Genomic DNA, 13,000 nt, shown 5'->3' on the forward strand with positions numbered 1-13,000 from the left:
AATTTCGTAAGGGACAACCCTAGGGACTGCCGACAGGCCCCGGGCGTCAGCGACCCGTGTCGAAGCGCTTGGCGTGCTCGACGGCATAGCGGATCAGCTCCGCCAGGCTGCCCAGTTCCAGCCGCCGGCGGATGTTCTGCCGGTGCGCCTCCACCGTGCGCACGCTCAGGCCGAGATCGCAGGCGATCTGCTTGCTGGACGCGCCGCGGCCCAGCGCCGCCAGGATCTCGCTCTCGCGCGGGGTGAGCAGCGGCTTCGGGGCCTGGTTGCGGAAGAGCCGCTGCGACACGGCCGGGCTGAGGAAGGTGCCTCCCGCGGCCACCGCCTCCAGCGCCGCGACCAGCTCGGACGCCGGCGCATCCTTGAGCACGTAGCCGCTGGCGCCCACCTGCAGGGCGCGCTGCACGTACTCGGGGTTGTCGTACATGCTGAGCATGAGCACCCGCGGGGCGCCGTCGCCGGCCAGCAGGCGGGCGGCGAAGTCCAGCCCGCTCACGTCCTTCATGCCCACGTCCATGAGGACGATGCCGGGCGCCAGCCGCGCGATCAGCGGCTCCGCCTCGTCCGCGCCGGAGGCCTCTCCCACGATCGCCACCCACGGCAGGCTGCCCAGGCGCGCGCGCAGGCCGTCGCGCACAAGGGCATGGTCATCGACGAGAAAAAGGCGGACGGGGCGCTCCAGGGGAGCGATGGCGGGCGCAGTCATTCGGACTCCATCCTATCCGCGGGCACCTCGGCCACCACGCGCGTGCCGCCCGCGCCCGAACGCACCTGCAGGCGGCCGCCGATGGCCGCCATGCGCTCGTGCATGTTGCGCAGGCCGATGCCGCGCCGCGGATCGTGCTGCAGCGCCGCGGGATCGAAGCCCCGCCCGTCGTCGCGCACCTCCAGCTGCACGCCGCCGCCCACGCATTCCAGCGTCACGTGCACCTGCCGCGCCTGCGCGTGCTTGCGCACGTTGGTGAGCGCCTCCTGGGCGACGCGGAACAGCGCGGTGGTGACGTCCTGCGGCAGCGGCCCCGGCGGCTGGGCCACGTCGGCGGTGGCCGCCACCGGGCCGTGTTCTCCGAAGGCGCGGGCCAGGTGCTCCAGCGCGGCGGGCAGGCCGAGGGTGTCCAGCAGCGCCGGGCGCAGCTCGTGCGACAGGCGTCGCACCTCGCCCAGGGCCTCGTTGAGGTGCTGCAGCGCGGTGCCGAGGGTGGCCGGCGCCGGGCGCTCGCGCTCGATTTCCTCCACCGCCGACTCGATGAGCAGCTTGGCGGAAACCAGGGTCTGGCTGGTGCCGTCGTGCAGTTCGCGCGCGAGGTGCCCGCGCTCCTCCTCCTGCGACTGCACCACGCGGCGCGCGAGCAGGCGGAGGCGGGCCTCCGACAGGCGGTGCTCGCTGAGGTTGAGCAGCAGCCCGCAGGCGCTGATCGCCGCGAAGCCCAGGGCGGCGAAACCCGCGATCCACCACATCGTGGTGCCCACGTTGGAGCCCACCTGGCGCTCCAGGCCGGCCTGCGTGGCCTCGATGTCGTCCAGGTACAGCCCCGTGCCCACCATCCAGTTCCAGTGCGGCAGGGCGATCACGTAGCCCAGTTTCGGCGCGAGCTGCCCCCCGAGGGAGGGCTTGGGCCAGGAATACTCCACGAAGCCGCCGCCGGCCTGCGCCTGCGCGATGAGCTGCTGGATGGTCGGCCGCCCCTGGGGGTCGCGCAGGTCCCACAGCATCCTGCCCACCAGTTCCGGCTGGCGCGAATGCATGAGGGAGCGGCCCTGCAGGTCATACACGAAGAAGTAGCCGTCGCTGCCGTAGTCCAGCGCGGCCAGGCGGCGCATGGCCTCCTCCCGCGCCTTCGGGTCGTCGCCGCCCGCCTCGTAGAGCGGCCGCACGGTGCTCACCGCCAGGTCCACGTAGCTGCGCAGCTCGCTGCGGCGCTGCTCCAGGTACGACTGCTCCACCAGGGCGCGCTCGCGCCGCGCGAGATCCTGTGCCTGGTGGCGCACCAGGGCCGTCACCAGCGCCAGGGTGACGAGCAGCGGCACCACCGCCAGCGCCACGATCTTCGTGCGCAGGCGGGCCGCAGGGTCCGCCGCGCCGGCCGCGGCCGCACCGTCCGGCGGGGCTCCACGAAATACGTCCTTGCCTGTTCCCATGCGCCTTCCATCCGTCCCGGAAATGCGTTCCCGCCGTAAAATCGGCGGTCACCCGCCCCTTGAACGGGCGCCGCCGCACGGCTGCGCCGCGCGGCAAGCGGGGGGGGCGCCGCGCAGCCGCGCCGTGCCCCTTCCTGCTTCCGCGACCCGATTGTCTCCCCTCCCATGACCGCCCTGCCCCAAGACACCGACTGGACCGCCGACGCCTCCCGCCCCGCGCAGGCCCGGATCGAACGCGAGGCGCACAAGCTCGAGAAGCGCCTGTGCCGCGAGGTGGGCCGCGCCATCGTCGATTACCGCATGATCGAGGAGGGCGACAAGGTCATGGTGTGCATGTCCGGCGGCAAGGACAGCTACACCCTGCTGGACATCCTCATCAAGCTGCAAAAACGCGCGCCCATCCACTTCGACCTGGTCGCCGTGAACCTCGACCAGAAGCAGCCGGGCTTCCCGGAGCACATCCTGCCCGAATACCTGGCCACCACCGGCGTGCCCTTCCACATCGAGAACCAGGACACCTACAGCATCGTCAAGCGGGTGGTGCCCGAGGGCAAGACCACCTGCGGCCTGTGCAGCCGGCTGCGCCGCGGCATCCTCTACCGCGTGGCCGACGAGCTGGGCTGCACCAAGATCGCGCTGGGCCACCACCGCGACGACATCCTGCAGACGCTGCTGCTCAACATGTTCTTCGGCGGCAAGATGAAGGCCATGCCCCCGAAGCTGGTCAGCGACGACGGCCGCCACGTGGTGATCCGCCCGCTGGCCTACGTGACCGAGAAGGACACCACCCGCTGGGCGCAGCAGCAGCAGTTCCCGATCATCCCGTGCAACCTCTGCGGCAGCCAGGAGAACCTGCAGCGCAAGCAGGTCGGCGAGATGCTGCGCGACTGGGACAAGCGCTTCCCCGGCCGCGTGGACAACATGTTCAACGCCCTGCAGAACATCGTGCCCTCCCACCTGCTGGACGGAACGCTGCACGACTTCCAGCATCTGAAGGCCACGGGCGTTCCGAGCGACGACGGCGACAAGGCCTTCGACGCGGAGGAATTCCCCCCGGCGCCCGCCCTGCCGGGCCTGCAGGTGGTGCAGATTTCCTGACACGCCGCGGCCCTCCGAGCGACCCGTGAAGCCTTCCCCTTCGTACCGGATTCCAGGAGACCGCCCATGAATGCCGCCACCGCCGGACTGCCCCGGCTTTTCCGCTGCCTCTGGCTGCTGCTGGCCGCCGCCGTGCTGGCCGGCTGCGCCAGCACCCGCACGGTGGACAGCACCGTGTCCACCTACTCCACCCTGCCCGGGCTGCCCTCCCCGCCCACCTACCGGCTCGAGCGCCTGCCTTCGCAGCAGGCGCAGGCCGCGCAGTTCGCACCCATCGAGGCGCTGGCCCAGCAGTCGCTCGCGCGCGTGGGCCTGCAGCGCGACGACGCCAACGCCCGGCTGGTGCTGCAGATCGGCGCCAGCGCCAGCACCACCTGGCCCGCCTCCTGGCCCTACTACGGACCCGCCTACCCCGGCTGGGGCTGGGGGGTGGGTTGGGGCGGCCGCGGCGGATGGGGCTGGGGCATGGGCTCCGGCTGGATGATGGACCGCCCGCCCACGCTCTACCGCCGCGAGGCCAGCCTGGTGCTGCGCGACGCGGCCACGCAGAAGATCGTCTATGAAACCTCGGCCATCTATGAGGATGTCTGGGTGAACGATCCGGCCATCTTCGGCATCCTGTTCGACGCCGCACTCACCGGATTCCCGGCACCGCCCGCCGGGCCGCGCCAGGTGCGCACCACGTTCGCCCCGGCCGGCCAGGGGCCTGTCCCCGCCCCCGCCACCTCCGCCGCGCCCTCCGCACCCGCCACGCCGGGGGTGGTCGTGCCCCCCGATCCGGGCCGCGCCCCCTGACCGCCGCATGCAGCAAGCCACCCGCATCATCGCCATCCGCCACGGGGAAACCGCCTGGAACGTGGACACGCGCATCCAGGGCCACCTCGACATTCCCCTGAACGACACCGGCCTCTGGCAGGCCCGGCAGCTGGGCCGTGCCCTCGCGGACGAGCCCGTGGCCGCGATCTACGCCAGCGACCTGCGGCGCGCCCATGCCACGGCCCAGGCCGTGGCAGACGCCACGGGCGCGCCCCTGGCCACCGACGTGCGGCTGCGAGAGCGCGCGTTCGGCCTCATGGAGGGACGCACCTTCCGCGAGATCGAGGCCGAACTGCCCGAACAGGCCCGCCGCTGGCGGCAGCGCGACCCGGATTTCGAGCCCGAAGGCGGCGAATCGCTGCTCTCCTTCCGCGAGCGCATCACTGCGGCCACCCATGCACTCGCCCGCCGGCACCCGGGTGAACTGATCGCCCTCGTGGCACACGGCGGCGTGATGGACGTTCTCTACCGCGCCGCCACCGGCCAGGAACTGCAGGCGCCGCGCACCTGGCTCCTGGCCAACGCCGCCATCAACCGCCTGCTCTGGACCGAAGACGGGCTCACCCTGGTGGGCTGGGCCGACACGCAACACCTCGAGGATGCCGCCCGCGATGAAAACCATGCCTGATCCCGCCACGGCGCTGCTCGCCACCATCGGCCAGCGGGTGGACCTGATCGACACCCCCGCCGCGGTCGTGGACCTCGACGCCATGGAGCGCAACATCCAGCGCATGGCCGATTTCGCTCGCAAGCACCAGGTGCGCTGGCGCCCGCACGCGAAGATGCATAAGTGCGCCGAACTGGCGCTGCGCCTGCAGCAGGCCGGGGCCGGCGGCGCCTGCGTGCAGAAGGTGTCCGAAGCCGAGGCACTCGCCGCCGGGGGCGTGACGGACATCTACATCAGCAATGAAGTGATCGCGCCGGCCAAGCTGCAGCGCGTGGCGCGCCTGGCCCGGCAGCTCGCCGGCCTGGGCGGGCGCCTCGCCATCGCCGTGGACAGCCTGGAGGGCATCGCCCGCCTGGCCGAGGCCATGGACGCTGCCGGCCCGGACGGCGCCGGCATCGACGTGTTCGTGGAGATCGACGTGGGCCAGGGCCGCTGCGGCGTGCCACCGGGCGAGGCGGCGGTGCCGCTCGCGCAGGCGGTCGCCCGCCATGCCCGGCTGCGCTTCGCCGGCCTGCACGCCTACCACGGCCGGGCCCAGCACCTGCGCGGCGCGGCCGAACGGCGCGATGCCATCGCCGCCGCGGTGGAGGCCGCCCGCGCCACGCGCGATGCCATCCAGGCGGCGGGCCTGCCCGTCCCCCTCGTCACCGGCGCGGGCACGGGCACCCTGGTGCACGAGGCCGCGAGCGGCGTGTACGGCGAACTGCAGGCCGGCTCCTTCCTGTTCATGGACGCGGACTACGCGGCCAATGAACGCGAGCCCGCGCAGCCGGCCTTCGAGCATGCGCTGTTCATCAAGACCCAGGTCATCTCCAGCCGCGATACGCATGCCGTCTGCGATGCGGGCCACAAGAGCCATGCCATCGACTCCGGCCTGCCGCAGGTCGCCTTCCTGCCGCCCGAACGCGCGCTGCGCTACGCCAACGGTGGCGACGAGCACGGCCTGCTGTTCGCGGATGGGGAGCGGGCCCGTCTGCCCGCCATCGGCCGCATGCTCTGGCTCGTGCCCGGCCACTGCGACCCGACGGTGAACCTGCACGGCCACCTCATCGGCGTGCGCGGCGGGCTCGCGCACGGCGTGGTCGAGCGCATCCTGCGCGTGGACGCACGCGGCGCGGTGACCTGAAGCACCCTCAATCGGGCCGGGGCGGGAACAGCCCCTGCACGCAGATGATGAAGGCCACCGTCAGCGAAGGCTGGAGGGTGCCCATCGTCCCGGACGCCGCCACCGGCAAGGCCAGGGGCTGCTGCGCGCCCACCGGGACGACGGACACAGGGGCGTCGAACGGCTTGAGGTTGGCATTCGGGGCATCGCTCGTCCATTCCTTGACGTCGAAGTTGCCCCCCTTGCCCTTGCTCTGCACGGACCCGGGACCGGGCGTTTCGGTCACGTTGGCCAGTGTCGGCGCGCTGTTCGCGGGAATGCCCAGGGATGCGTTGCCACCCACCGGAGGCAGCTGGCTGGCGGAGATCATTCCAGTCGCCGCTCCGGTGAGCACCACGGGATGCGACGCGGCCCCTGTCGGGCCGGGCGGCTGGTCGGCCGTCTGCAGGCCCATGGGTACGCGGTTGCGCAGGTCGGGCAGCTGGAAGGTGGTGCGCCCGTCGCCGCCGAAGCGGTTGCCCAGGATCGCGAACAGCGCGGGGTTCTGCGTGATGTTCAGGACCGACCCGTCGCACAGCGCCCAGCCGCGCGGCACGAAGGCCGCCGTCCACAGCAGGACGGTGCCGATGTAACTCTCATCCATGATTTCCCTCTTTCCTCAAGATGTCTGGAACGGTCCGCGGGCATGGCGGACGGATCAGGGCCGGTCGGGGTAGAGCCCCAGCAGGCAGATGATGAAGTTCAGCGTCAGCGATGGCTGGAGGGTGCTCACCTGGCCCGACAGCGACACCGGCAGCGACAGGGGCTGCTGCGCGGAACCCGCGCTGATGGTGACGGGTGCGTCGAAGGGCTTGAGGTTGGTGTTGGCGGCATCGCTCGTGTAGATCTTCGCGCCGAAGTTGCCCGCCGTTCCCTTGGCCAGCACGCCGGTGGGGCCCGGGACGTCGGTGAGGTTCGCCGCGACCGGCGCGTTGTTCACGGGGATCGATACGGATGCCTTGCCGCTCATCGGGGGCAGCTGGTTGGCGACGATCATGCCGGTGGCGGCACCGGTCACGGTCAGGGCCTGCGACGCTGCGCCCGTGGCGCCGGGCATCTGCGAGGCCGCCTGCAGCCCCATGGGCACCCGGTTGCGCAGGTCGGGGAGATTGAAGGTGGTGCGCGCATCGCCGCCGTAGCGCACGCCGATGAGCGAGTACAGCGCCTGGTAGTCCATGATCTTCAGCTGCGTTCCGTCGCACAGCGCCCAGTTCCTCGGCACCCAGCTGCCGGCCCACAGCACGATCGTGCCGATATACGCTTCATCCATGGTTTCCCTCACTTTCGGTTGGTGACTGCTTTGAATGGACCCGCGCGCATGGCGCGGGACGCACCGCTCCGCAGCCCCGCGCAGGAGGCTGAGAGCTGGCGAATGGTCGCGATGGAACGCACCGCCGCTTCCAGCCGGGCTGGAAAGCCGCGGACGCGGCCCCTCAGTTGCGCGAGGGGTAGATGCCTTCGGTGGCGATGATGAAGTTCAGCGTGATGCCGGGCTGCAGCGTGCTCACCGTGACGGGGATGCTCACGGGTACGGCGGGCGTGCCGGACGCCTGCGCCGTGAGCACGGGCAGGTCCACGTCGAAGGGCTTGAGCGTGGTATCGGCGGCCGTGGCGCCGTAGATCTTCGTGGGGAAGTTGCCGGCGGTGCCCTTGCCGAGCACGAGGCCGCTGGCCGGTGCGGCGGTGTCCGCGGCCGCGCCGGCATTCGCCGGAATGGCGACGCTCAGCTTGCCGCTGCCGGCGGCGGTCACCGCATGGGTGTGGGGCGGCAACTGGCTCGCCGCGAGCGTGACACTGGCGGTGGTGGAGGCCGTGGCCGCACCGCTGGTGATGGCCACGTTCGTCGCGTTCTGCGAGCCCACGGGCACCCGGTTGCGCAGGTCCGGCAGAGCGAAGGTGCTCACCCCGTTGCCGCCGTAGGACGTGCCTATCAGCGAGAAAAGCGCCGCATTCTGCTGGATGTTCAGCAGGGTGCCATCGCAGATGGCCCAGCCGCGCGGAATCCACGGCGTAGCCCACAGAATGATCTGTCCAAGGATCGGATCCATCGTAATTTCCCTCTCATCCGTTCGTCGTTTGCTTTGAACCAGCCTTAGCGCGATGCATTGTTTTCAATGCATCGCATAGCGGCTGGTTATCGCAGTAGACACCATGCGCATGACGAAGCGCACGGGATTTCCCCGAATGACGCCTTGCGGCAACACCGTTTTCGGAACGCTTGCGGGAGGGCCGCGGTGGCCTCAGGATGGAAGGCGGAAACCGCTATGCGGGCCGGCTCAGGCAGCGCCGAACAGGTCCGTGTGCTGGCGCGAGGGCGCCACGCCCAGGTGGCGGAAGGCCGCCAGGGTGGCGATGCGGCCGCGCGGCGTGCGCTGCAGGTAGCCCTGCTGGATGAGGTAGGGCTCGATCACGTCCTCGATGGTGCCGGGCTCCTCGCCGATGCTCGCGGCGATGTTGTCCAGCCCCACCGGGCCGCCGTCGAAGCGGTGCACCACGGCCTCCAGCAGCTTGCGGTCCATCACGTCGAAGCCCTGCGGATCCACGTCCAGCATGGCCAGCGCGCGCTGGGCGATATCCTGCGTGATGCGGCCGTCGCCCTTCACGTCGGCATAGTCGCGCACGCGGCGCAACAGGCGGTTGGCGATGCGCGGGGTGCCGCGCGAGCGGCGCGCGATCTCGAAGGAGCCCTGCGCATCGATGGGTGCGTTCAGCAGCCCGGCCGACCGCGTGACGATGCGCGACAGCTCTTCGGGCGTATAGAACTCCAGCCGCGCGACGATGCCGAAGCGGTCGCGCAGCGGGTTGGTGAGCATGCCGGCGCGGGTGGTGGCGCCGACCAGGGTGAAGGGCTGCAGGTCGAGCTTGATGCTCCGCGCGGCCGGCCCTTCGCCGATCATGATGTCGATCTGGTAGTCCTCCAGCGCGGGGTAGAGGATTTCCTCCACCACGGGCGAGAGGCGGTGGATCTCGTCGATGAAGAGGACGTCGTTCCTCTCCAGGTTGGTCAGCAGCGCGGCCAGGTCCTTGGGCTTTTCCAGGACCGGCCCGCTGGTCTGCCGCAGGTTCACGCCCAGTTCGGCCGCGATGATGTGGCTCAGCGTGGTCTTGCCCAGCCCGGGCGGGCCGAACAGCAGCACGTGGTCCAGCGCCTCCTCCCGCTTGCGCGCGGCCCCGATGAAGATCTCGAGCTGCTCGCGCGCCTTCGCCTGGCCGACGTATTCCTGCAGCAGCTTGGGCCGCAGTGCACGCTCCAGCGCCTCCTCCTGCGGGGAGGCGGGCGCGGCGGAAACCACGCGCCGGGGCGGCGCGGGCGCGAAATCGTCGGTCTGGATGCTCATGGGCGCGGATGCGTGTCGGGAAGGAGGTGCCGGGCCGTCAGTTCGTCCAGGCGTAATACGCCACGCCTTCGTACTTGAAGACCGGGTAGGTCGCGATCACGAAGTCGCGCTCGGCCTGGCTGATCGTGTAGAAATGCGTGCTGGTTTTCGTGTTGAAGAAGCGGTACATCGCCGTGGAGCCGTTGCCGGCGCCCGTCTGGGCATACCACACGGGCCCTTCGTACTTGAAGACCGGGTAGTTGGCGATCACGGAATCGCGCTCGTCGGCATTGATGGTATAGAAGTGCGCGCCCGTCGAGGTGTTGAAGAAGCGGAAGACCGCGCTCTGGCCGGCCGTGGCGCCGCCGTAGGCATAGAAGCCCACGCCCTCGTAGCTGAACGCCGGGTAGGTGGCGATCACGAAATCGCGCTCGCTGGCGCTGGAGGTGTAGAAGTGCGCGCCCGTGCTGCCATTGAAGAAGCGGTAGATGGCGGTGCGCCCGCTGGTGCTGACGGCGGGCGAGAGCCACTGCTGCAGCGCTGCGCCGTAGGCGACATCGAAGCGGCCGTAGAAGTCCGATCCACCGTTGCTGGTGCAGGAGATGCTGCCGCCGTACAGCGTGCCGACCAGGGCGCCGTTCACGAACACGCCCGATCCGCTGCTGCCGCCTTCCGTCACGCCCTGGGTCCAGTTCACGCGGTAGAAGTTGCCGGAGGTGCCGCTGCACGAGAAGGTCGTGCTCGAATCGGTCAGGGCGCTGCAGGAGGACAGCGCCGCGATGCTGCCGAAGGAAATCTTCTGCAGGTCGCCCTTGGGATGGTGGATGCCCACGGAGGAGGCGCCCATGGCCTGGGTGCCCGCGTTCCACGCGGCGAACACGGCGCCCGCGGGCGGCGTCTCGTTGAGGCGCACGAACAGCGTGTCGGTGCTGGAACTGGCATACAGCAGCGTGGCGCCGCCGGTGCGGGTCACGGAACTGGACGACAGCGCATTGCTGTTGCAACTCGGGGAGCGGTAGAACCAGTCCGTGCGCAGGCTGGACGCCACGGTCTGCGACGAGAAGCAGTGGTTGGCCGAGATGAAGTACGGCGTGCCCGTGCCGTCGCGGTCATTGAGCAGCGTGCCGGTGCAGAGGTAGGCATTGCCGTCGGTGCGCACGAAGACCATGCGGGCCACGGCGTTGCGCTGGCTGGCATAGGCGTCGTAGCAGCTGGAGTCGAGGTTGCAGGAACCCGACTGGCCGATCTTGGCCTGCTCTCCCTCGTCCGCCGTCGGCAGGGAGAGGTTGGTGAAGATGTGCGACACCCGCGGGATGGCGATGTCCAGGGCGCTGGCGGGCGTGCCGGGGGGCAGTTCGATCTCGAGCGTGGCCTCGTCGCCGCCGGTGTCGGGCGTCCACCACGTGCGGCCCGCGTCCGACGTGTCCCCGGCCGCGATGTTGCGGTCGATGGTCTGCAGGACTTCCTGGCCGGAAATCTCGTACACCGCGGACTGGCGGTCCTGGCGATAGACGCGCAGCTGCGCGCCGCCCGGCAGGGCATGCACCAGCACGCCCAGGCGCAGGCCGTGCGCGTCCTGCGCCGTGAAGCTGATGGCGGCGGCGAGGCCGCCGGCCGCGGTGGGCGTCCAATGCAGCTGCCCGGCCAGCGCGGCGGGCGTGGCCGTGGCCTCCACGGAGCGCGCGGCACCGATCTGGCGCGGGCCGACGGCGGCTGCGGCCGCCTCGGCGCGCGACTCCAGCAAGGCGCCCAGCGAGACCTGCGCAGGCGCCAGCGCGGGCCGCGCGGCCAGGTCCTTGACCCTGACGGCATCCTGCGCGGCCGTGGCGGGCTGCTCGCGCGACTCCACGCTCAACACCGCCGCCCTGGGCAGGGCCGTGGCGGAGGCGGAAGGACCCGCCCCTGCACCGCTGCCACCACCGCCTCCGCAAGCCGCCAGGAGCGCGGCAGCCCCCAGCACCATCACCGCTCGAACCCTTCGCAGCCTGAAATCCATGGCCTCTGCTCCTGTTGTGGCTCCGGCGGGCACCATGCCCGCCGCTGCCCGTCAATGTGCCACGGCCGCGTCGCCCTGGGCGAGCGCGGCCGCAGCAAAACGATCCTGCCCGGCCGTTCCGTTGCGGGCGGCACACGCCGGCCCGGCCGGCGGCCGGGTGCGCATCACCCCTGCGCCACGGAGGCGGCCTCCTGCGGAGCCTCCGGCGTGCCGTGGCCGCTGTGGCCGTGGTGGGGCAGCACGCGGGGCTGGTGGCCACGGTGGCGGGCGGGGGTCGCCGGGGACAGCCATTGCTTGAGCGCCGCCTGGTAGGCGTGGTCGAAGCGGCCATACACCCGCACCCCGTCCAACGAGCATTGCCCGTCGCCCGAGAAGCCGTAGAGCGTGCCGATCACCCGGCCGCCCTGGAACAGCGCCGCGCCGCTGCTGCCGCGCTCCACCGTGCCGCGGTCCAGGCCGACATCGTAGTAGTTGGCTGCGTCACCCGTCGCGGAGTCGCAGGTCAGGCTCTCGAGGTCGCCGGAGCAGGCGAGCGTGCCCATGATGCTGCCGAAACTGATCCTCTGCAGGTCGCCGCGCGGATGGTGGATGCTGGCGATCGCGGAGGACTCGGCCTGCAGGCCCGCATCCCATGCCGCGAACACGGCGCCGGGCGGCGGTGCGTCGTTGAGGCGCAGGAAGGCCGTGTCGGTATCGGCGCCCGAGTAGAGCAGCACGGCACCGCCCGTGCGCGTCGCCGCGTTCGGCGACAGCGTGCGGTTGTTGCAGGACGACGACCGGAAGAACCAGTCGGTCTGCAGCGTGGACGCCACCGTCTGGGACGGGATGCAGTGGTTGGCGGTGAGGAAGTACGGCGTGCGCGTGCCGTCGCGGTCGTTGAGCAGCGTGCCGGTGCAGAAATGCGCCCCCGTGGAGTCCACGAAGACCATGCGCGCCACCGCGTTGCGCTGCTGCGCATAGTCGTCGTAGCAGGTGGAGTCCAGATTGCAGGCCACGGCGTCGCCGACGTTCTTGGCGACCGGCGCATCATCGCTGCCGGAAGACAGCGAAAGGTCTTCCTGGATGTGCACCAGCGACGGGATGGCGATGTCGAGCGCATCGGCAGGGGTACCGGCCGGCAGGTCGATCTCCAGCGTCGCCTCGCTGCCACCCGTATCGGGCGTCCACCAGGTTTTCGCCGCGTCCGACTGGTCGCCGGCGGCCGCGTTGCGGGCCAGGATCTGCAGGACGTCGCTGCCCCGCGTCTCATAGGCGGCGTCCGGCCGGTCCTGCCGGTACACGCGCAGCAGCGCCGACCCGGGCAGCCGGCGCACCAGCACGCCCAGGCGCACGCCGTAGGCATCCTCGGCCGTGAAGCTGATGGCGGCCCGCAGGCCACCGTCCGCCGCCGGCTTCCATTGCAGGCGGCCGGCCAGTCCGGCGGCCGAGGCCGTCTCGGGCACGGTGCGCAGGGTGCCCACCTTGCGCGGGCCGCCGCGCGCCCCCGTTTCCTCCGCCTGGGCGGACTGCAGTGCCGCCAGCGCCACCCGCACGGGCTGCGGCCCGGCCTCGGAGCGTGCCGCCGCGCGCGACGGCGCGGCCGCGTCCGCGTCCGCGGGCTGCACCGCAGACTCCACCCGCAGCACGGTCTCGGCAGACGAGGATGCAGTGGCGGTGGAGCCGCCCCCGCCGCCGCATCCTGCAATGAGCAATGCCGCCGCGATGCCGGCCAGTGCACCGCCCCGGCGCGCGATCTTCCCTTTGGAAACCCTGTGATTTTTCATGTTTTGGTTCATTTTTTTCGCCCCTCCCCCAGCGTCCGGCACTGGCGTGCCGGGACGGGC

At 71.1% G+C, this 13,000-nt stretch carries 12 protein-coding genes; 4 read left to right on the forward strand and 8 right to left on the reverse strand.

All coding sequences use genetic code 11. From position 1 onward, the window contains the following. Nucleotides 1-46: 46 nt before the first annotated feature. Both ACGHC0_RS21470 and ACGHC0_RS21475 read right to left on the reverse strand, forming a co-directional pair. The gene (locus ACGHC0_RS21470) at nt 47-706 is read right to left on the reverse strand and encodes a response regulator transcription factor (RefSeq protein ID WP_368352860.1); all 660 of its coding nucleotides are present in this window, start codon (nt 704-706) and stop codon (nt 47-49) included. After that, nucleotides 703-2,139 carry a cache domain-containing protein gene (locus ACGHC0_RS21475; protein ID WP_415266700.1) on the reverse strand — a complete coding sequence of 479 codons (1,437 nt, stop codon included), beginning with the start codon at nt 2,137-2,139 and terminating at the stop codon, nt 703-705. Before ACGHC0_RS21475 ends, ACGHC0_RS21470 begins: the two co-directional genes overlap by 4 nt. A gap of 165 nt (nt 2,140-2,304) precedes the next feature. On the opposite strand from ACGHC0_RS21475, the gene ttcA reads away from it, so the two are divergent. From ttcA to ACGHC0_RS21495, 4 genes are all read left to right on the forward strand, one after another. Then, nucleotides 2,305-3,237, forward strand: a complete 933-nt coding sequence (ttcA, locus tag ACGHC0_RS21480; RefSeq protein WP_415266701.1) for a tRNA 2-thiocytidine(32) synthetase TtcA — start codon at nt 2,305-2,307, stop codon at nt 3,235-3,237. Between the two features lie 66 nt (nt 3,238-3,303). Continuing rightward, entirely contained in the window at nt 3,304-4,032 is a 729-nt protein-coding gene (locus tag ACGHC0_RS21485; RefSeq protein ID WP_415266702.1) for a DUF4136 domain-containing protein, read from the forward strand. A 7-nt stretch (nt 4,033-4,039) separates the two neighbouring features. Further along, on the forward strand, nt 4,040-4,681 hold the full coding sequence (locus ACGHC0_RS21490) for a histidine phosphatase family protein (protein ID WP_019701636.1): 642 nt from the start codon (nt 4,040-4,042) through the stop codon (nt 4,679-4,681). After that, the gene (locus tag ACGHC0_RS21495) at nt 4,665-5,846 is read left to right on the forward strand and encodes a DSD1 family PLP-dependent enzyme (RefSeq protein ID WP_368352864.1); all 1,182 of its coding nucleotides are present in this window, start codon (nt 4,665-4,667) and stop codon (nt 5,844-5,846) included. The genes ACGHC0_RS21490 and ACGHC0_RS21495 overlap by 17 nt, the downstream gene beginning before the upstream one ends. Nucleotides 5,847-5,853: 7 nt before the next feature. On the opposite strand, the gene ACGHC0_RS21500 is transcribed toward ACGHC0_RS21495, so the two are convergent. From ACGHC0_RS21500 to ACGHC0_RS21525, 6 genes are all read right to left on the reverse strand, one after another. Further along, nucleotides 5,854-6,468: a phage tail protein gene (locus ACGHC0_RS21500; protein ID WP_368352865.1), complete on the reverse strand. Its 615-nt coding sequence runs from the start codon at nt 6,466-6,468 to the stop codon at nt 5,854-5,856. Nucleotides 6,469-6,522: 54 nt separating this feature from the next. After that, nucleotides 6,523-7,134, reverse strand: a complete 612-nt coding sequence (locus ACGHC0_RS21505; protein WP_368352866.1) for a phage tail protein — start codon at nt 7,132-7,134, stop codon at nt 6,523-6,525. A 163-nt stretch (nt 7,135-7,297) separates the two neighbouring features. Then, nucleotides 7,298-7,912, reverse strand: a complete 615-nt coding sequence (locus tag ACGHC0_RS21510) for a phage tail protein (protein ID WP_368352867.1) — start codon at nt 7,910-7,912, stop codon at nt 7,298-7,300. 228 nt (nt 7,913-8,140) lie between these two features. Then, nucleotides 8,141-9,202 (reverse strand): Holliday junction branch migration DNA helicase RuvB, encoded by a 1,062-nt coding sequence (gene ruvB / locus ACGHC0_RS21515; protein ID WP_208943268.1) that lies wholly within the window; start codon nt 9,200-9,202, stop codon nt 8,141-8,143. A 37-nt stretch (nt 9,203-9,239) separates the two neighbouring features. Beyond that, complete coding sequence (locus tag ACGHC0_RS21520) at nt 9,240-11,177, reverse strand: serine protease (protein ID WP_368352868.1); 1,938 nt, start codon at nt 11,175-11,177, stop codon at nt 9,240-9,242. Between the two features lie 164 nt (nt 11,178-11,341). Further along, complete coding sequence (locus ACGHC0_RS21525) at nt 11,342-12,940, reverse strand: trypsin-like serine peptidase (RefSeq protein ID WP_368352869.1); 1,599 nt, start codon at nt 12,938-12,940, stop codon at nt 11,342-11,344. Between the last annotated feature and the right edge of the window lie 60 nt (nt 12,941-13,000).

Source organism: Acidovorax sacchari, from assembly GCF_042847045.1.
Lineage (GTDB): Bacteria > Pseudomonadota > Gammaproteobacteria > Burkholderiales > Burkholderiaceae_C > Paracidovorax > Paracidovorax sacchari.